The sequence below is a fragment of the Lentzea chajnantorensis genome, assembly GCF_054300775.1.
In genome coordinates this window covers 3,878,690-3,897,431 of sequence record NZ_JBSDZT010000002.1, presented here as the reverse complement: position 1 = coordinate 3,897,431, position 18,742 = coordinate 3,878,690, and the positions used below count along the sequence as shown (strand labels likewise).

At 71.4% G+C, this 18,742-nt stretch carries 18 protein-coding genes and 1 pseudogene; 8 read left to right on the top strand and 11 right to left on the bottom strand.

The window, feature by feature from the left end:
* Positions 1–86 precede the first annotated feature (86 nt).
* From ACVDFE_RS19855 to ACVDFE_RS19835, 5 genes and pseudogenes are all read right to left on the bottom strand, one after another.
* A complete protein-coding gene (locus ACVDFE_RS19855; protein ID WP_458434365.1) occupies positions 87–437 on the bottom strand; it encodes a carboxylesterase family protein in 351 nt (116 codons plus the stop codon).
* A gap of 9 nt (positions 438–446) precedes the next feature.
* Positions 447–761 (bottom strand): annotated as a pseudogene (locus ACVDFE_RS19850) (carboxylesterase family protein); the annotation flags it as partial.
* A gap of 256 nt (positions 762–1,017) precedes the next feature.
* Positions 1,018–1,875, bottom strand: a complete 858-nt coding sequence (locus tag ACVDFE_RS19845) for a bile acid:sodium symporter family protein (RefSeq protein WP_360396449.1) — start codon at positions 1,873–1,875, stop codon at positions 1,018–1,020.
* A 160-nt stretch (positions 1,876–2,035) separates the two neighbouring features.
* On the bottom strand, positions 2,036–3,052 hold the full coding sequence (locus tag ACVDFE_RS19840; RefSeq protein WP_360396448.1) for an MFS transporter: 1,017 nt from the start codon (positions 3,050–3,052) through the stop codon (positions 2,036–2,038).
* A gap of 174 nt (positions 3,053–3,226) precedes the next feature.
* Positions 3,227–4,576, bottom strand: coding sequence for a cellulose binding domain-containing protein (locus ACVDFE_RS19835; RefSeq protein ID WP_360396446.1), 1,350 nt, complete (start codon positions 4,574–4,576; stop codon positions 3,227–3,229).
* Between the two features lie 93 nt (positions 4,577–4,669).
* Here ACVDFE_RS19835 and ACVDFE_RS19830 point away from each other — a divergent pair, with 93 nt between their 5' ends.
* A complete protein-coding gene (locus ACVDFE_RS19830; RefSeq protein WP_458431361.1) occupies positions 4,670–5,440 on the top strand; it encodes a hypothetical protein in 771 nt (256 codons plus the stop codon).
* A 36-nt stretch (positions 5,441–5,476) separates the two neighbouring features.
* Here ACVDFE_RS19830 and ACVDFE_RS19825 read toward each other — a convergent pair whose 3' ends face one another.
* Positions 5,477–6,235 carry an SGNH/GDSL hydrolase family protein gene (locus ACVDFE_RS19825; RefSeq protein ID WP_360396442.1) on the bottom strand — a complete coding sequence of 253 codons (759 nt, stop codon included), beginning with the start codon at positions 6,233–6,235 and terminating at the stop codon, positions 5,477–5,479.
* A gap of 139 nt (positions 6,236–6,374) precedes the next feature.
* Here ACVDFE_RS19825 and ACVDFE_RS19820 point away from each other — a divergent pair, with 139 nt between their 5' ends.
* Positions 6,375–7,268, top strand: a complete 894-nt coding sequence (locus ACVDFE_RS19820) for a DUF4142 domain-containing protein (RefSeq protein WP_360396441.1) — start codon at positions 6,375–6,377, stop codon at positions 7,266–7,268.
* 84 nt (positions 7,269–7,352) lie between these two features.
* Positions 7,353–8,816 carry a DUF1996 domain-containing protein gene (locus tag ACVDFE_RS19815; RefSeq protein WP_458431360.1) on the top strand — a complete coding sequence of 488 codons (1,464 nt, stop codon included), beginning with the start codon at positions 7,353–7,355 and terminating at the stop codon, positions 8,814–8,816.
* Positions 8,817–9,056: 240 nt separating this feature from the next.
* On the opposite strand, the gene ACVDFE_RS19810 is transcribed toward ACVDFE_RS19815, so the two are convergent.
* Genes ACVDFE_RS19810 through ACVDFE_RS19800 form a run of 3 tightly spaced genes read right to left on the bottom strand, consistent with a single transcriptional unit; the run spans position 9,057 to position 10,919 of the window.
* Positions 9,057–10,103: an alpha/beta hydrolase family protein gene (locus ACVDFE_RS19810; RefSeq protein ID WP_360396437.1), complete on the bottom strand. Its 1,047-nt coding sequence runs from the start codon at positions 10,101–10,103 to the stop codon at positions 9,057–9,059.
* Positions 10,100–10,453, bottom strand: coding sequence for a hypothetical protein (locus ACVDFE_RS19805; RefSeq protein WP_360396436.1), 354 nt, complete (start codon positions 10,451–10,453; stop codon positions 10,100–10,102). Before ACVDFE_RS19805 ends, ACVDFE_RS19810 begins: the two co-directional genes overlap by 4 nt.
* A gap of 1 nt (position 10,454) precedes the next feature.
* Complete coding sequence (locus ACVDFE_RS19800) at positions 10,455–10,919, bottom strand: TetR/AcrR family transcriptional regulator (RefSeq protein WP_458431359.1); 465 nt, start codon at positions 10,917–10,919, stop codon at positions 10,455–10,457.
* A gap of 105 nt (positions 10,920–11,024) precedes the next feature.
* On the opposite strand from ACVDFE_RS19800, the gene ACVDFE_RS19795 reads away from it, so the two are divergent.
* Positions 11,025–12,194, top strand: a complete 1,170-nt coding sequence (locus ACVDFE_RS19795; RefSeq protein ID WP_458431358.1) for an alginate lyase family protein — start codon at positions 11,025–11,027, stop codon at positions 12,192–12,194.
* A gap of 20 nt (positions 12,195–12,214) precedes the next feature.
* On the top strand, positions 12,215–13,894 hold the full coding sequence (gene ilvD / locus ACVDFE_RS19790; protein WP_458431357.1) for a dihydroxy-acid dehydratase: 1,680 nt from the start codon (positions 12,215–12,217) through the stop codon (positions 13,892–13,894).
* A 60-nt stretch (positions 13,895–13,954) separates the two neighbouring features.
* Here the strand turns inward: ilvD and ACVDFE_RS19785 are convergent, their stop codons facing one another.
* Positions 13,955–15,550, bottom strand: coding sequence for an AMP-dependent synthetase/ligase (locus ACVDFE_RS19785; protein WP_458431356.1), 1,596 nt, complete (start codon positions 15,548–15,550; stop codon positions 13,955–13,957).
* A 49-nt stretch (positions 15,551–15,599) separates the two neighbouring features.
* On the opposite strand from ACVDFE_RS19785, the gene ACVDFE_RS19780 reads away from it, so the two are divergent.
* Positions 15,600–16,139, top strand: a complete 540-nt coding sequence (locus ACVDFE_RS19780; RefSeq protein ID WP_458431355.1) for a TetR/AcrR family transcriptional regulator — start codon at positions 15,600–15,602, stop codon at positions 16,137–16,139.
* A gap of 37 nt (positions 16,140–16,176) precedes the next feature.
* Entirely contained in the window at positions 16,177–16,785 is a 609-nt protein-coding gene (locus tag ACVDFE_RS19775) for an alpha-ketoglutarate-dependent dioxygenase AlkB (RefSeq protein ID WP_360396422.1), read from the top strand.
* Here the strand turns inward: ACVDFE_RS19775 and ACVDFE_RS19770 are convergent.
* On the bottom strand, positions 16,751–17,695 hold the full coding sequence (locus ACVDFE_RS19770) for an SDR family oxidoreductase (protein WP_458431354.1): 945 nt from the start codon (positions 17,693–17,695) through the stop codon (positions 16,751–16,753). The genes ACVDFE_RS19775 and ACVDFE_RS19770 overlap by 35 nt on opposite strands.
* A 133-nt stretch (positions 17,696–17,828) precedes the next feature.
* Between ACVDFE_RS19770 and ACVDFE_RS19765 the strand changes: the two genes are divergently transcribed.
* Positions 17,829–18,686, top strand: coding sequence for a helix-turn-helix transcriptional regulator (locus tag ACVDFE_RS19765; RefSeq protein WP_458434364.1), 858 nt, complete (start codon positions 17,829–17,831; stop codon positions 18,684–18,686).
* Positions 18,687–18,742: the final 56 nt, after the last annotated feature.

The following is an 18,742-nucleotide window of genomic DNA, read 5'->3' as shown; positions in this document are numbered from 1 at the left end:
GAGCCGGCGCCGGGCCGGGCGTGGTTGCCGCGGCACGGCTTTGCGCGCGTCCGGCAGGTCGCACGGACGCGCGCCGCTCGGATCGCTCAGCCGGTCCAGAGGTCACACCGGTGGTCGGCCGGTCCGACCTGCCCGGTCGCGAAGACCCGGACGTCCTGGCGGGCCCAGCCGGGACGTCCGGTGCGCGCGAACCGCGTCCACACACCGGCCATCTCGTCCGCCAGCGCCCGTTGCCGCGCGGTGAGCTCGACGCCGCCGCCGTAGCCGAACAGGGACGGCAGCTCCGAGCCGTGGTAGGCGCCGTACGGGAACTCCGGCATCCCCTGGAAGGTCATCGGCGGGTCCGGTTCGGCGAACTCGTAGCCGAACGCGTGCGTCTGCGCGCGCAACTCGGCCGTCGGGCACACCGAGGTCATGTCCGACAGCGCCGCGGACATCGGCACCCGTCCACTCCGGATGATCGCCCGGTGGAACAGCCCGCGCGTCCGGGGCGACGTCGGCTGGGCGCACGTGGAGAGCCCGCCCGCCAACGCCCCGAACAGCGTGACGTTGTGCGGGTCACCGCCGAAGCCCCGGATGTTGCGCTGGACCCACTCCAGCGCGGCCTGCTGGTCGCGCAGCCCGAACGCGCCGGAGCCGGCGAGCCCGGGGAAGCCGAAGTACCCGAAGGCACCCAGGCGGTAGTTGACGGTGACGACGACGGAACCCCGGCGCACCAGTCGTTCGACGCCGTAGTCGGCTCCGGCGCCGGTGGTGAAGCTGCCGCCGTGGACCTAGACCAGCACCGGCCGGTGCGCGGCCCGCGGCGGCCTGGTGACGTTGAGGTACAGGCAGTCCTCTGCCTGGTCGCACCGCGGACCTGGCCGGTCCGCCTTCAGGACGCCCTGCCAGGGCGGGCGGGCTGCGGGTCGCGCCAGCGGTTCTCCCCGACGGGGCGAGGAGAACGGCCGCGAGCAATGTGGTTGTGGTTGTGGTTGAACGCATGTCACGCTCAACCCAGCCACAGCCGCAACCGCTTCAGCCGACCGCGGTCCTGTTCCGCGCCAGCAACTTCGCCGCGATCGCCGCCGGCAGGTACATCAGCACGCCGTACACCGCGGGCGGGATCGCCATGGTCTCGTCGTTCAGCACGGTGAGGGCGAGGGTGATCGCGATCGTGGCGTTGTGGATGCCGATCTCCATGGCGCTGGCGACGGCCTGCCCGCGGTCGACGTTGAACGCCTTGGGCGCGTAGTAGCCGATCAGCAGGCTGAAGACGCTCAGCAGCAACGCCACCGGGCCGAGCGTGGTGATGTTGTCGAGCAGCTGCCGGTGGGCCTGCGCGATCGCCGCGATGATGACGAGCACCAGCACCACCACCGACGCGACGCGCACCGGGTCGTTCATCCGCAGCGCCCACGCCTCGAACCTGCGCCGCACCAGCATGCCGATCGCAACCGGCACCAGCACGATCGCGAAGACCTGCACGAACTTCGCCGGCTGCAGCCCGACCTCGGCGCTGTCCGCCATGAAGTGCGCCATGCTCAGCCCGACCACCAGCGGCAGCGTGAACACCGCCAGCACGGAGTTGATCGCCGTCAGCGTGATGTTGAGCGCGACGTCGCCGCCCGCGAGGTGGCTGAACAGGTTCGCCGACGTGCCGCCCGGCGACGCGACGAGCAGCATCATGCCGACCGCGAGCACGCCCTGGAGCCCGAACGCGAGCACCAGGCCGAGGCAGATCGCGGGCAGCACCACCACCTGGCAGACGAGCGCGATGACGGCCGCCCTGGGATATCTCGCGACCCTGGCGAAGTCCCCGGTGGTGAGCGTGAGACCGAGGCCGAACATGACCAGGGCCAACGCCAGCGGCAGGAAGATCTGGACGACGAACACGGCGGCCTCCGCGGATTGTCCGGCTTGTGAGGTTCGATCTGTTCGGACGGTCCTGGCGTTACGTCCGCCCCGACCGGCTCCTCGTCCACATCAGCTCCCCGCGGACGTCGAACGGCCGGCCTCGGCAGCGTGCTCGGCCCGCCCGTCCCTCTCCGCCCGGTCACCTCCGCAGCGAGACCACCACCGCGACCACCAGCACCAGCACCCCGACCGCCACGGCCGATCCGAGCACCCACGCCGCGTACACCGCGTACGCCACGAACTCCGACCCGATCCCGGCCACCGACGTCACGGTGGCCCGCGCGTCGGTGTCGATGCGGTGCTGCAACTCGGTCTCCACGTGCACGAGCACGAACCGGTAGAGCCCGTAGAACAGTCCCAGCAGGACGATCGCCGCCGGTACCGCCAGCACGGCCGCGAGCACCAGCACGCCACCCGCGGCGAACAGCACCCAGCCGCGCCACGGCAGCCTGCCCGCGAGCGACGCACCGGCCGCACCCATCAGCGGCACCCCGATCGTGGCCAGCGGCACCCACACCGTGGGCACGTGCCAGTCGTGGGCCAGGAGCGTGAAGTACTCCTCGAAGGCGTCGATCGCGTACACCAGCGCGACCGCGATGACGGCCCGCCTGACCGGCACCGCCTCGCGCAGACCGGTGCGCAGGGTCGCGAGGTACCCGTCCTCGCCGGGCGCCGGCTCCCTGTCCGGTTCGGGGAACCGCAGCGCGATCACGGCCGACAGCAGGCACATCGCCACGCTCACCCACCCGGCCAGCGAGTAGCCGCCGAGCGAGAACAGCACCGTGGCCACCACGGCGACCGGCACCTGGGCGATCAGCTCGACGGTGTCGACACGGGCGTTGAGCCGCCCGTACGACTCCTCGTCCCCGTTCGCCGCCAGACCGTCGTACAGCAGCGCCTCGAACGCACCGGAGGTGAGCGTGCCGCCGAGCCCCCACAGCACGAACCCGGCCGCGAAGCCCCAGAACGACGGGAACACCACCCACGCCGCGTGCGCGAGTGCCTGCAGCACCCCGGCGGCGACCAGCGAGCCGCGCCGGGAGAACCGGTCGGCGATCGCGCCCGAGGGCACCTCGAAGACCACCGCGGTGGTCGACCAGATGGCGAGCAGCACCGAGATGTGGGCGTCCGACAGCCCGCTGTCGGCGAAGAGCAACGCGTACAGCGCGTAGATCGGGAGGAGGTGCGAACACCACGCCCACGCCGTCGCGGTCCTGGTCAGATCAGTTGAAGATCAATGTCGTCGACGCATGGCACAAGCGTAAGCCGTCAGCGCCACCGAATAAACGGCGCTGACGGCTCGTGCTCGACCGGGAACCGGCCGTGTCGCCTAGAAACCGGCGGTGATCTTCGTGAACGCCAGGTCGGCCTGCGCGATGCCGGAGCACTGGTCCGCCACCTGGCCGTCGCAGCCGCCGCGGTCGCGGTTGACCGCCCAGAACGCCAGGCGCCCGAGGCCGTTCGCCTTCGACCAGTCGCGGATCGCGGTCCAGTCCTCGACGCTGGTCACCTCGCGCTGGTCGGACAGGCCGTTCATGCCGGAGATGCCGACGTGCTTGAACGCCTCGGCGTCGTTCCAGCCGAAGGTCGACTTGAGCTTGTTCTTCAGCGCGGTGGCCGCGCCGATCGTGTCGGTGCGGACGTTCGAGCTGCCGAAGTCGAACGGCATGATCGTGAACACGTCGACGTTCGCGTTGAGCGCCTTGGCCTGGTCGATCAGCCGGGCGCCGTAGAAGTTCGGCCCGGTGGTCGTGGTGCCGAACGTGACGATCGTCTGGATGCCGGGGTTCTTCTGCTTGACGATCTTCAACGCGGTCAGGATGCGGTCCTGCACGGTGGTGTTCTCGAACTCGTCGGAGTTCTCGATGTCGATGTCGATGGCCTTGAGGCCGTAGGTGTCGATCACCTTCTGGTAGGCGCCGGCCAGCGCTTCCGGCGTCGAGCAGTTCGGGCCGAGCTTGTTGCCGCTCCAGCCGCCGAACGACGGCACGACGTCACCACCGGCCGCGCGGACCGCGTTGATCGTCTGCTGGTCGACACCGCCGGTCAGCGGGCGCTGACCGTCCCACGACGGGGTGCAGCCGCCGCCGGAGAGCACGAACGCGAGCGTGAACCACTTGACGCCGGTCTGGCTCATGACCTGCGTGGCGCTCTGCGGGTTGCCCCAGCCCAGGTACAGGTAGGGCGCGCCGCGGCCGGTGCCGGGCAGCGGCGGGTTCGACGTGGTCGTGGTCGTGGTCGTAGTGGTGGTCGTCTTGGTGGTGGTCGTCGTCGTGCCACCGGTGCCGTCGCACGACGCGCCGTTGATCTTGCAGCCGGTGGGGCTGCCGCCGGAGCCGCGGACGGTGAAGCCGAAGCTGGTCGAGCCGCCGACGCCGACGTTGCCGTTCCAGCTGTTCTTCACCGTGACGGTCTGGCCGTTCGCGGTGTAGGTGCCGTCCCACAGCGACGCGATCGACTGCCCGCTCGGCAGCGTGAACTCCAGGGTCCACGAGGTGAGCGCGGTCGAGCCGCCGTTGCCGATCGTGTACTTGGCCTCGTAGCCGCTGCCCCAGTCGGACGTCTTGGTGAACGCGGCCGTCACGCCTGTCGCACCGCTCGCGGGAGCGGCGAGCACGCCTCCGACCACGGCGGCGACCGCCACCCCAATGGTCAGGAACTGCCAGCGAAACCTCTTCATGGTGCTCCTTCACGTGCAGGGATACGTGATGGCGAGCACGTTAACTGGTCTGGACCATTGGTTCAAGGGTGCGCACGTCTAGTCTCGGTCGCGATGAGGGCAGCAGAGATCGCGCGACACATGGCCGCTTGGGCCGCCAGTCCGGACATCCAGGCCGTGCAGACCCGATACCGCCTGCAACTGGCCGAAAACTGGCAAATCCCCGTCGGTGGCAGGACTTTGGAGATCGGCTGCGGCCAAGGCGACATGACCGCCGTGCTCGCCGATCTCTCCGGTCCGAACGGGACGGTCGTGGGCGTCGACGTCGCGTCGCGGGACTACGGCGCGCCGGTCACCGTCGGCCAGTCCGCCCGGCACCTGCTCGACGGACCGCTCGGTGCGCGGATCGACATGCGGTTCGAGACCGACGTCCTGACCGACGACGTCGGAACCGGGTACGACCTCGTCGTGCTGGCGCACTGCTCCTGGTACTTCGCGTCCGCGGGCCTGCTCGAACGGACCCTGGCGAAGGCGCGTGAGCTGAGCGCCCGGCTCGCGTTCGCCGAGTGGGACCCGCAGCCCGCCGCGGTGGACCAGCTGCCGCACCTGCTGGCCGTGCTCGCCCAGGACCGGATCACCGGGGACACCGACGTCAACGTGCGCGCACCGCTGACCCGCGCGACGGTGCTCGATGCACTGGGCCGCACGGGGTGGGAGGTCGAGCGGGTGTCCGACGTGGACACCGGCGAGCTGCAGGACGCCGACTGGGAGGTCGCGATCGCCCTGCACGAGGCACCGGACGGGCTGACCAAGGAGCTGCTGCGGCAGTCGGCGGCCAAGCACGGCAACGTGCCGTTGCCCGCCTACGCGCTCACAGCACGCTAATTGCCACAACACGTTCTCGCGGCAGGAAAGATCGACTCACGACGGCGGCGACAGCTCCGGCCACCGCGGCCGGACGACGTCCCCCGACGACTGCCCGCGCAGCCGCCGCACCACCCACGGCACGACGTGCTCGCGCGCCCACCGCAGGTCCTCCGCACGCCGCACCCGCCGGTCCACCAGCGGCGCGATGTCCAGCACGGTCCGCTCCAGCGAGTGCCGCACGCCGAGGCCGTCCAGCACCGAGATCGCGACCTCGCGGTGCCCCAGCGCGTTGAGGTGCAGGCGGTCCACCGACCACATCCGGCGGTCCCGCAGCTGCCGCATCGACCACATGTCGACCAGGACACACGAGTGCTCGGCCGCGATGGCGCGCACGTGCTCGTTGTAGATGGCCACCCGGCCGCGCATCCGGCGGAACACCGGGTCGTCCGCGCCGTCGACGCCGGTGAACAGGACCACGCGCGCGCCCGCGACGGTCAGCCGCGCCACGGCGGCCCGGTACCGGCGCATCAGGCCGTCGATGTCCACCTTGGGGCGCATCAGGTCGTTGCCGCCCGCGTACAGGGACACGAGGTCCGGCTTCATCGCGAGGGCCCGCTCCAGCTGCTCCCCCAGCACCTGGGGCAGCAGGCGGCCGCGCACGGCCAGGTTGGCGTAGCCGAACTCCGGGTCCGCCGCACCCAGCACCTCGGCCACGCGGTCGGCCCAGCCGCGGACACCGTTCGGTCGACCGGCGTCGTCGTCGCCCACTCCCTCGGTGAACGAGTCCCCCAACGCCACGAAACGCTTGCTCATGGCGTTCACGGTAGGTCGAGGCCGCGCGGCCGGGTTGCGCGGGTCCGGATAACGCTTCGATAACGCCGGGGTCTCGAACTGAGGCGCGCTCCCGCCCCCGGCCGTACTCCCGTTCGTGCGACTCCCCATGGACCTGGCAATGCCGGCGCGACTGCTCGTCGCGCTGGCCGGCTGTGCGCTGGCCGTGCTGCTCAGCACCGGGAGCGCGATCGGCCAACCCGCGAACCCGTCGACGCCGATCTCCACCCCGCCGCCCGGCAGCGCCGGCACGGGTGACGAGGTCGTGCAGACGCAGTGGGGGCCGCTCGGTCCCGCTGACCGGGACTTCATGAACCGCGTCAAGCAGGCCGGTCTGTGGGAGAAGCCCGCCGGCGACAAGGGCAGGGCCAAACGGCCGGACCAGCCCAAGATCCTAGAGGCGAGCAAGCACCTCGTCGAGGGCCACACGCTGCTGGACAACGTGGTGAACAGGGCGGGCGTGCTGCTCGGCCACACGCTGCCCACCGAGGCCTCCGACGAGCAGAAGGGCTGGCTCGCCGAGATGGACGCGGCGACCGGTGACGAGTTCGACGCCGTCTTCGCCAACCGGCTCCGCGCGGCGCACGGCAAGGTCTACGCCTATGCGGCGCAGATCCGCGCGGGTACGAAGAACGAGCTCATCCGCATCCTCTCCACGCAGGCGATGATCACCGTCTTCGACCACATGAAGGTGCTGGAGGACACCGGTCGCGTCGACTTCGCCGGACTGGAGTCGCCGAAACCGCTCGCTCCCCCGACCGCGGCGTCCGGGACCCCGGACCCGGCGGGCACGACGGACGCCGCCGACGCGGACGCCTCGGTCAACCCGACCGACGGGGTGATCCCGACCGTGCCGGAGGGCACCAGGTTCACCCGCACCGCGGAACAGGGCGTCTTCGGCGACAACAACGGCGTCTTCTTCGGCGCCATCGCCGTTCTGGCACTGGCACTGGTCGGAATGCGGATGATCTCCCGGTCGAAGAAGAAGTCACGACGCAGTTCCCGTTCTCACTGACCGCACACCGAGCTCGAACCGAACACGCGGCTCATCGCCGCCTTCTTCAGCATGCCGTTTTTCCGGACTACCACGAGGTGGCACATGGCTATTCACCGGAGGAAATCCACGATCTGGCTCACCGCTGCCGCCGCGGCGATGGCCGTGGTCGCTGGCGGCGCCGCGGTGGTGGCCGTCAGTTCTTCTGATGGCGCCGCGCTCGCCGACGGTGCGGACAAGAGCTTGTTCGTCGACATCACCAAGGTGAAGCCGAACGTCAAGAAACCCAGGCAGCAGCAGAACGCCACCACCGGCACGTTCACCGTCAACTGCGGCCGCAACGAGAACGGGCACTTCAACCCGGACAACTTCATCGCGCAGCCCGGCGTCCGCAACGGCGCCCAGCACCTGCACGACTACGTCGGCAACCTGTCCACGAACGCGGACTCGAACAACAAGTCGCTCCAGGCCGCCGGCACGACCTGCAAGAACGGTGACAGGTCCGCCTACTTCTGGCCCGTCGTGCGCATCATCGACGAGGAGGAGGCCGCGGAGGGCGGCGAGCAGGTTCCGCCGAAGAAGGACGACAAGGCCCAGCAGGACAAGGACAAGGCCGCCAAGGCCGAGGCCCGCCTCGAATGTCCCGACGTCGCGTCGCTGCTGCCCGAGGACGTGCCGGACGCGGCCCAGGTGGAGATCGACCGCGAGCTCGAGAACATCGAGAAGGTGACCGAGGAGGCCGAGAAGAAGGTGGCCGCCACCAAGGCCGCCGACCGCGACAACGTCATCGTCGGCCCGACGCGCGAGAAGCGCGCCGCCATCCTCGACCGGATGATGCTGGCGTTCAGCCGCCAGGGCCGGCAGGCCCCCGACCTGAACCCGGCCGCCGCCTGCGCCGTCAAGGACCAGGCCCAGGGTGAGCAGGGCCTCGACAACGGCGGCCAGAACAGCGACAACGCCCAGGCCGAGGGCACCGAGGGCAAGAAGGACCAGGACAACGCCGAGGAGAACGCCGAGAACGAGCTCGAGGGCAACGAGGGCGAGATCCAGCGCCCGGCCGTCGTCGACCTGACCTTCCGCGGCTCGCCCGTCGGCAAGGTCACCGCGATGCCGAAGTTCCTCCGCGTGCTCTACGGCGACGCCAAGGCGGGCCAGAACGGCCCGAAGAACGCCAGGGCCTCCTGGACCTGCACCGGGTTCGAGGACAAGGTCCTGATGGACAAGTACCCGATCTGCCCGCAGGGCGCGAAGGTCAAGCGGGTCCACGACTTCCCGAGCTGCTGGGACGGCAAGAACATCGACTCCGCGAACCACCGCGACCACATCGTGTTCCCCGACCAGAACGGCCGCTGCAAGCAGGGCTTCAAGGCCGTGCCGCAGCTGCGCATCTCGCTGACCTACGACATCCCGCTCGACGTCCAGAAGGAAGGCCGCTACCTGGTCGACTCCTTCCCGGAGGAGGAGCACAACCCGCTCACCGACCACGACGACTTCGCGAACGTGATGTCGCAGAAGATCATGAACCGTCTGGTCAACTGCGTGAACACGGGCAAGAAGTGCCGCGAGTGACCCTCTAGGCACCTGGCCCGCCCCCTCGTTGCTGCCCAGGCGTCTGCAAGTACCACCAACACATGATCGAATCGCCGCTGACTACCACCAACATGGTCACCACCCGTCGAACCAGGTTCCAGGTCTACGGACGGCCGACGGCGCAGTTGGTAGTGGAAAAGTGCTTGTTGATGTTGAGTTGGTGGTACTTGCAGGCGCCGGCAGAGCCAGGGTCCGCTCTGTCCACTCAGGACTTGCCCGTCACCACCGCAGTGCCCTGAGGCTGCGCACGAGAACGGGTGAGAACGTCCCGTCGGCCGTGGTCATCGCGTGCCCCGCACCGGGCAGGACCACCCGGCCGCCCACGACGGACACGAGCTGGTCCGTGGTGTGGCACGGCACCTGCGGGTCGAGCTCGCCGCAGGTGACGAGCACGGGCGTGCGCGGCGGCAGCGTGCGGGCGACGTCGGGCGGGTTGACCGCGTCGTCGCTCACCACGAACTTCCGGTTCGGGCCGGCCAGCGAGCCGAACAGCGCGGCGAGCGCCGGTGGCATGGCCGTCGTGTCGACCGCCCGGCCGGTGCGCAGGTCGGTCACGGCCGTGTCGACCGCGCGGTCGATCACCGCCGCGTCCTGTTCGGACAGCTGCCCGGCCGCGACCAGCTGGGCGATCTGGCCGTGCAGCTGCATCGCGAGCACGTCCAGGAACCGCAACGCCTGCGGTTGCAACATGACCAGCGCGGCGGCCCGGCGGTGCCGAGGCGCCTGCGCGGCGACCACGAGCGCCGTCATGCCGCCCTCGCTGTGGCCGGCGAGCGCCACCCGGCGCTGGTCGACCTCAGGACGGCGGTGCAGCAGGTCGCGTGCGGCCGCGGCCTGCCGGACGAACGCCGGGTAGTCGATGTCCTGCGGACGTCCCGCGTACGCGCCCAGTCCCGTGCGGCCGGTGCCGTACTTGTCGAACCGCAGCGTCGCGACCCGGTCGGCGGCCAGCACTCCGGCGAGGTCGCGCAGCGTGTTCGCCATGAGCGCGGGTGGCTGGTTGCCGTCGCGGTCGGTCGGGCCGCTGCCGGGCAGCAGCACCGCGGCGCGCAGGCGCTCACCGCGGCGGCGCGCCGGCACGTGCAGCGTTCCCCAGGTGGTCGTGCCGTCGACGACGAACGACACCTCCTCGTCGTGCGCAGGCACCCAGGAGCCGTGCCGCGCGGTGTGGGCGACGGCGGAGGCGGTGCCCGCGACGAAGGGCGGTGCCACGCCCGCCGCGGCGGAGACCACGGCCACCAGCGCCACCGCGACCTTGCCGATCACCGGCGGATCGCCTTCTCGACCAGGGCCACGGCCTCGCGCGGGTCGTCGACCTCGACCACGAGCCGGGTGAACTGCTCGTCGGCCAGCTCCACGACCACGGCGTTCTTGCCGTCGCGGACCGCCCAGAACACCTTCTCGCCATCCCGGTGGAACGTGCCCGCCGTGATCACCCCCGGCAGGTGCGTCCCCGGCGCCCGCAGCCCCTTCGGCTCACCCGCGATCCCGGGGTCCGCCGTCGCGCCCCGCACGTTCGCCAGCGGGATGGTCAGCCTGCTCTTCAACGCCCACAGCTTGTCCAGGCCCTCCATCTCCACGACCAGGTCCTCGCCCTGCACACTGATGACCGCCACGTCAGCTCTCCTCACCCCGCACCGTTCCCGGTGCCTCGTCGTTGTCGGGAACGCCGTCGCCGGCCGCAGCCCGGTGGCGCAGCCACCGCCCCAGCAGCTCCTCGGTGGCGCTCGGGTCCCCCGTCGCCGCGTCGACCTCGCCGAGGACCGCGGACACGAGCCCGGCGACCTCGGGGTCCTCGCGCGCCCGGTCGACCGCCGCGAGCAGCAGCAGGTCCCACCCCGGCACGTGCCCCGCTCCGGCCGCCTCGGCCAGCCGCGGGCGGACGTCCTGCTCGACGTGGTGGCGCAGCGCGGCGAGGTACAGCCCGCGCTTGCTGCCGAACACGCCGTAGAGGCTGTTGCGGTGCACGCCGGTGTGGGTCACCAGGTCGTCGATCGAGACCCCGTCGTAGGCCCGGCGGGCGAACAGGTCCGCAGCCGCCGCCACGGCCTCGTCCACGTCGAAAGACCTCCGTCGTCCCATGTCACGACCCTAGCGTTTTCGGGAACGATCAGTCAAGAACGACCGTTCCTAAAAATCTGCGCCGGTCTTTGACGGCGAAGGTCCACACCTCTGACACTGGTCCGCATGGTCACCCGTTCCTGCGCGGTGCTGATCGCACTGCTCGCGTCCCTCATCGCCCCGGCCACCACGACGGCGACCGCCGCTCCTGCCACCTTCACCCACCCCGGTGTCGTCGTCTCCCGCCCGCAGCTCGACTTCGTCCGCGCCAAGGTCCAGGCCGGCGCCCAGCCGTGGAAGACGGCCTACGACCGCATGATGGCGAGCAAGTACGCCGACCTGAACCGCGTCCCGAAACCGCGGGCCGTCGTCGAGTGCGGCTCCTACTCCAACCCGAACCTCGGCTGCACCGACGAGCGCGAGGACGCCATCGCCGCGTACACGATGTCGCTCGCCTGGTACATCACCCGCGACGACCGCTACGCGCAGAAGGCGATCCAGCTCATGGACGCCTGGTCGGCCACCATCCGCGACCACACCGGCTCCAACGCCCCGCTGCAGACGGCGTGGTCGGCGAGCAGCTGGCCCAAGGCCGCCGAGATCATCGAGCACGTCCGCGGGAACTGGCCGAACAGCGGCCGGTTCGCCACCATGCTGCGCGACGTCCACCTGCCGGAGATCGGGAACGGCCGGGTCGACACCGCCGGCAACTGGGAGCTCAGCATGATGGAGGCGACGCTGGGCATCGCCGTGTTCCTGGAGGACCGGGCCGTCTACGACAGGGCGGTCGGGATCTTCCGCGGGCGCCTTCCCGCGTTCATCTACCTGACCGGTGACGGAGCGCTGCCGAAGACGCGGCCGGGCAGTGCCGTCGACACCAGGGGCGAGATCATCTCCTACTGGTACGGCCAGGACACGTTCGTCGACGGGCTCACCCAGGAGACGTGCCGGGACTTCACCCACACCGCCTACGGGCTCGCGGCCGCCGCGCACTTCGCGGAGACCGCCAGGCACCAGGGCCAGGACCTCTGGGGCGAGATCCGGGAGCGGATGCGCCACGCGTGGGGACTGCACACGAGGTACCAGAACGGTGAGCCGACGCCGAGCTGGTTGTGCGGTGGCACGCTCAACCGCCACCTCGGGCCGACGAGCGAGGTCAGCTTCACCGCGCTGAGCACCCGGCTCGGGATCGGGATGGCGAACACCCAGCTCTACACCGAGAGCCAGCGTCCACAGGGGACGGACAACCTGTTCGTCGCGTGGGAAACGCTCACCCATGCGGCGAATCCCGCCTGATTGGCACTACCGTGCGTGGCATGACAGACGTGAAGCCACGCAGCCGGGACGTCACCGACGGCCTGGAGCGCACCGCCGCGCGCGGCATGCTCCGGGCCGTCGGCATGGGCGACGAGGACTGGGAGAAGCCGCAGATCGGTGTGGCGTCGTCGTGGAACGAGATCACGCCGTGCAACCTGTCGCTGGACCGGCTCGCGAAGGCCGGCAAGGACGGGGTGCACGCGGCCGGCGGGTACCCGCTGGAGTTCGGCACGATCTCGGTGTCGGACGGCATCTCGATGGGCCACGAGGGCATGCACTTCTCGCTGGTGTCGCGGGAGGTGATCGCGGACAGCGTCGAGACGGTGATGCAGGCGGAGCGCCTCGACGGGTCGCTGCTGCTGGCCGGGTGCGACAAGTCGTTGCCGGGCATGCTGATGGCGGCCGCGCGGCTGGACCTGGCCAGCGTGTTCCTCTACGCCGGGTCGATCCTGCCGGGCCGGGTCACGCTGACCGACGGCACCGAACGCGAGGTGACCATCATCGACGCGTTCGAGGCCGTGGGCGCGTGCGCGCGGGGGCTGATGAGCCGCGCGGACGTGGACCTGATCGAACGCGCGATCTGCCCCGGCGAGGGCGCGTGCGGCGGCATGTACACGGCGAACACCATGGCCAGCGCGGCGGAGGCGCTCGGCATGTCCCTGCCCGGCAGTGCCGCGCCACCGGCCACCGACCGCCGGCGCGACGGTTATGCGCGCAGGTCCGGCCAAGCGGTCGTGGAGATGTTGCGCAAGGGCATCACCGCACGGCAGATCATGACGCGCGAGGCGTTCGAGAACGCCATCGCGGTCGTCATGGCGTTCGGCGGCTCCACCAACGCCGTCCTGCACCTGCTCGCCATCGCGCACGAGGCCGAGGTCGAGCTCAGCCTCGACGACTTCACCCGCATCAGCGCGCGCGTGCCGCACCTGGCGGACGTCAAGCCGTTCGGCCGACACGTGATGACCGACGTCGACCGCATCGGTGGCGTGCCCGTGGTCATGAAGGCGCTGCTGGACGCGGGCCTGCTGCACGGCGACTGCCTCACCGTCACCGGCCGGACCGTCGCCGAGAACCTCGCCGACATCGCCCCGCCCGACCCCGACGGCAACGTCCTGCGGGCCCTGGACAAGCCCATCCACCGCACCGGCGGCATCACCATCCTGAAGGGCTCCCTCGCCCCGGACGGCGCCGTGGTCAAGTCCGCGGGCTTTGACTCGGACGTCTTCACCGGCACCGCCAGGGTCTTCGACCGCGAACGCGCCGCCATGGACGCCCTGGAGGACGGCACGATCACCGCGGGCGACGTCGTGGTGATCCGCTACGAGGGTCCCAAGGGCGGTCCCGGCATGCGCGAGATGCTGGCGATCACCGCGGCCATCAAGGGCGCGGGCCTGGGCAAGGACGTCCTGCTGCTCACCGACGGCCGCTTCTCCGGCGGCACCACCGGCCTGTGCGTCGGTCACGTCGCCCCGGAGGCCGTCGACGGCGGGCCCATCGCGTTCGTCCAGGACGGCGACCGCATCACGCTCAACGTCGCCGAGGGCACCCTCGACGTGGACGCGGACCTCGACAGCCGCCGTGACGGGTGGGCCCCGCTGCCCCCGCGCTACCAGCGCGGCGTGCTCGCCAAGTACGCGAAGCTGGTCGGCTCGGCGTCCCGCGGCGCCGTCTGCGACTGAGCACCCACCGCCCGTGCGGGCTCCGTTCGAGGCGCGCCCCGAACGAGCCCGCACAGGCGTCTAGTACAGGTCGTCCAATGTGGACGCGTACCGCTTCTCGATCTCCCGGCGGCGGGGTTTGAGCGACGCGGTCAGCAACCCGTCCTCGACGCTGAAGTCCTCCTCCAGCACCGCGAACCGCTTGATCGTCGCGTGCCGCGGCAGCTGCGCGTTGACGACCTCCACCGCGCGCCCGATCTCGGCCTCCGGGTCCGGCAGCCCCGCCCGCGTGTCCGGGTCCAGCGTCACGAGCGCCACGCAGTACCTGCGGCGGTCGCCGTGCACGATGACGTTGCTGATGTAGGGGGACGCGGCCTTCAGCAGGCTCTCGACCGGGGCCGGGGCGACGTACTTGCCGCCGGAGGTCTTGATCAGCTCCTTCTTGCGGTCGGTGATCCGCAGCCGGCCCGCGTCGTCGACCTCGCCGATGTCACCGGTGTGCAGCCAGCCGTCGACGAGCGCCTCGGCGGTGGCGTCCGGGCGGTTGTGGTAGCCGCGCATGACACCGGGGCCGCGCAGCAGCACCTCGCCGTCGTCGGCGATCCGCACCTCGGTGCCGGGGATCGGCGGGCCGACCGTGCCGATCTTGATCATGCCGGGGCGGTTGAAGAACGTGGCCGCCGACGACTCGGTGAGGCCGTAGCCCTCCAGGATCGTGATGCCCGCGCGGGAGAAGAACTCGGCGATCTCACCGGCGAGCGGGGCGGAGCCGGAGACGAAGTAGCGGATCCGGCCGCCGACGCGGTCGCGCAGCCTGCGGTACACCAGCCGGTCGGCGAGCCAGCGGGTCGCGGCGCCGTGGTCGCGGTCGGCCCAGCGGAAGACCTTCTCGGTGAGCCCGCCCTTCTCCCGCGCGCCGGCCACGATGCGGCCGTGGATCTTCTCGAAGATGCGCGGGGCGGCGGCGACGATCGTCGGCCGCAGCTCGCCGAGGTTGTCCACGATCCGCTCGACCGAGCCGTCGACAGCGGTGGCGGCGCCCACGGCGATCATCGCCATGGTCAGCACCTTGCCGAACGCGTGCGACAGCGGCAGCCACAGGAAGTGCAGGTCGTCCTCGCGCAGGATGCCCAGCGAGGCGATGGCCTCCGCGGTGGTCACCCAGTTCGCGTGGGTGAGCTCGACGCCCTTCGGGGTGCCGGTCGTGCCGGAGGTGTAGATCAGCGTCGCGAGGTCGTCCGGTCTCAGCTCGGCGATCAGCGCGGCGTAGTCGCCGTCGGCCCGCGGGACCGCGCCGAACCGCAGCACGTCGAGGTCCGGCACCAGCGCCGCGTGCTCGTCGGTCTCGACGACCACGAGCTTGCTGCCGGAGTCGCTGACGATGTGCGCGACCTCGGCGGCGGTGCTGTTGGGGTAGATCGTGGTGGTGGCGCCACCGGCGGCCAGCACGGCGAGGTCGGTGACGATCCACTCGATGCTCGTGCGGCCCATGAGCGCGACCCGGTCGCCGCGCCGCAGCCCCCGCTCGCGCAGCCCGAACGCCTCGCGCGCCACGCGGTCCTGCAGCTCCGCCCAGGTCAGCGAGACCCAGCCGGTACCGGAGCGGTACCGCACCGCCTCGGCACCGGGCGTGCGGGCGACCCGGTCGCGCAGGAGGCCGGGAATCGACAGCGCCATTGCTCTCCCCTTCTCTGGAGCGTTGCTCCAGAGCGGTACTCTAACCCCCATGGCCGACCGACGACAGTTCCTTCTCGACGCAGCGCTGCGGCTCGTCGAGGAGGGCGGGCTCGACGCCGTCACCATCGCGGCGCTGACCGAGCGCTCCGGCATGTCGAACGGCAGCATCTACCACCGCTTCGGCAGCCGCGCGGGCGTGTTCGCACAGCTCTACGCCGACTCCTACGGCCGCTGCGTCGCCGCGATGACCCCCGCGCTCGACGACCGGCCCGCCCTCGCGGCCGTCCGCGACCTGGCGCTGCGCTACCTCGACTGGGTCACCGCGAACCCCAGCCGCGCGCGGTTCCTCTACGCCGCACCGGACCACGCCGACCCCGCGGCCAAGCAGGCGGAGTTCGCCCCGGTGCTGACGTGGTTCCTGGCGCGAATGGAGACGGGCGAGCTGCGGACCGTGCCGCCGTGGGCGCTGGAACCCGTGGCGATGGGTCCGGCGCACGAGTCGGTGCGCCGGTTCCTGCTCGGCGTGTTCGACCTGGCAGCGGCCCGCGACCTGGTCGCGGACGCGGTCTGCGCCGTGCTGCGGCCCTGAGTGGTCGTAGAACACCTGTTCGACTAGGCTGCGCGCCATGCGCCAGGGTTCCCTCTTCGACCTGGAAGCGGAGCCGGTCCTGGCCCCGCTCGCCCCGCGCCGCACCGAGCTCGGCCACGGCGCCTGGGTCGACGTGCAGCCCGGCTGGCTCTCCGGCGCGGACGCCGTGTTCGACGAGCTGGTCGAGACCGTGCCGTGGCGGGCAGAACGCCGCCAGATGTACGACACCGTGGTCGACGTGCCACGCCTGCTCTGCTTCTACTACGGCACGCTGCCCTCGGACGTGCTCACGAACGCCCGTGCCGCCCTCTCGGAGCACTACCGGCCCGAGCTGGGTGAACCGTTCACCACCGCCGGCCTCTGCTACTACCGCGACGGCCGCGACAGCGTCGCGTGGCACGGCGACACCATCGGCCGCGGCGCCACCGACGACACGATGGTCGCGATCCTGTCCGTCGGCACGCCGCGCGCGCTCCTGCTCCGGCCCCGCGGCGGCGGCGAGACGCACAGGTACGCGCTGGGCCACGGCGACCTGCTGGTGATGGGCGGGTCGTGCCAGCGCACGTGGGAGCACGCCATCCCGAAGACCGCGAAGGTCGTCGGGCCGCGCATCAGCGTCCAGTTCCGCCCGCACGGAGTCCGCTAGCGACGAGCTCCTCCGACACCTCCCAGACGCGCCGGGCCTCGTCGGCGGACCTCAGGCGGCTGTAGAGCGCCTGCTCTGCGGGCGGACCGCTGAGGTGCCCGAAGCGGGTCGGGCCGTAGAACGGCGCGGGGTGCGGCGCGGTGGCGGCCAGCAGAGCCGGCAGCTGCGCGGACTCCACGGTGCCGAGCACGCCGACCGCGGACGCGACGCGGATCAGGCGCACGGCCGGGGTGTCGCTCGCGCGGCCGACCTCGGGGCGGGCGGCGAGCAGGTTCGTCGGTGCCACGCCGGGGTGGGCCAGGTTGCTCGTGATCCCCCAGCCGCCCGCCTCGCTGCGGCGCGCGAGCTCCAGCCCGAACAGGCCCAGTGCGATCTTCGACTGGCTGTAGGCCTTGCCGCCGCTGTAGGAGCGCTCCCAGTTCAGGTCGTCCCAGTTGATGGCGTTCTGGTTGGCGGCGATGCTGATCTGCGAGGTGACGCGGGCGCGGCCGGCCTTCAGCAGCGGCAGCAGCGCCGTCACGAGCGCGACGTGGCCGAGGTGGTTGGTGCCCCACTGGAGCTCGAACCCGTCGGCGGTCGTCTGCCGTTCGGGCGGGGTCATGACGCCCGCGTTGTTCACGAGGACGTGCACGGGCGCGCCCTCCTCCAGCAGCTCGGCGCTCACCGCGGCGACCGAGCGCAGCGAGGACAGGTCGAGCGAGCGCAGCGAGACGGTCGCGCCGGGTGTCCGCCGCCGGATCTCGGCGAGCGCGGCCTCACCCTTGCGCGGGTTGCGGACGGGCAACACGACCTCGGCCCCCGCCGCCGCGAGCCGTCCGGCGATGCCGAGCCCGACCCCGTCGCTGCCGCCGGTGACGACCGCACGCTTCCCGGTCAGGTCCGGCACCTCGACGTCGAACTTCCTGCTCATCGCACACTCCCCTGGTTCGTCCGCGGTCTCTCCGTTCCACCGTGGACGGACGGCGCGCGCACATCCAGGACCTGGGAGTCCGTGGCTACGGCGGGGCGTGAGCGTTAGAAAGGGGACAGCGAGAGGAGACGCCGTGATCGACCGAGCCGGGCTGGCCGCGTTCCTGCGGCACCGCAGGGAGGCGCTGCAGCCGGAGGACATCGGCCTGCCGCGCGGGCGGCGCCGCCGGACCAGCGGCCTGCGCCGCGAGGAGGTCGCCGCCCGTTGCAGCATGTCCGCCGACTACTACGCGCGGCTGGAGCAGGAACGCGGGCCGCACCCGTCCGAGCAGATGATCGCCGCCATCGCCCAGGGCCTGCACCTGTCCCTCGACGAGCGCGACCACCTGTTCCGCCTCGCGGGCCACCCACCGCCGGGCAGGGGCGGGACCAGCGACCACGTGAGCCCCGGCCTCGCCCGGATCTTCGACCGCCTGCACGACACCCCGGCCGAGGTCGTCACCGAGCTGGGCGAGACGCTGCGCCAGACCCCGCTCGGCGTCGCGCTCACCGGTGACGCGGCCGCCCGCACCGGACCGGAGCGCAGCCTCGGTTTCCGCTGGTTCAGCGACCCGTCGTCGCGGGCGCTGTACGAGCCAGCCGACCACGCGTTCCTGGGCCGCATGTTCGCCTCGGGGCTGCGGGAGGCCCTGACCCGGCGCGGACCGGGCTCGCGGGCCGCGCACTACGCCGACCTCCTGCTGGCGACCAGCGAGGAGTTCCGGACCGTCTGGGACCGGCAGGAGATCGGCCTGCGCCCGCGCGAGGTCAAGCGGTACGTCCACCCGGCCGTCGGCGCGCTCGAGCTGCACTGCCAGACGTTGCTCGACCCCGACCAGCACCACTTCCTGCTCGTCTACACCGCCACGCCGGGCAGTGAGAGCCACGAGAAGCTGCGGCTGCTGTCCGTCGTCGGCACTCAGATGACGTCGGCGAACACCGGGTCGGCGTAGCACCGGCGGCCGCCGTGCCCGGTGCGCGGACCGGGGACGCTCGTCACCCGGGCGAG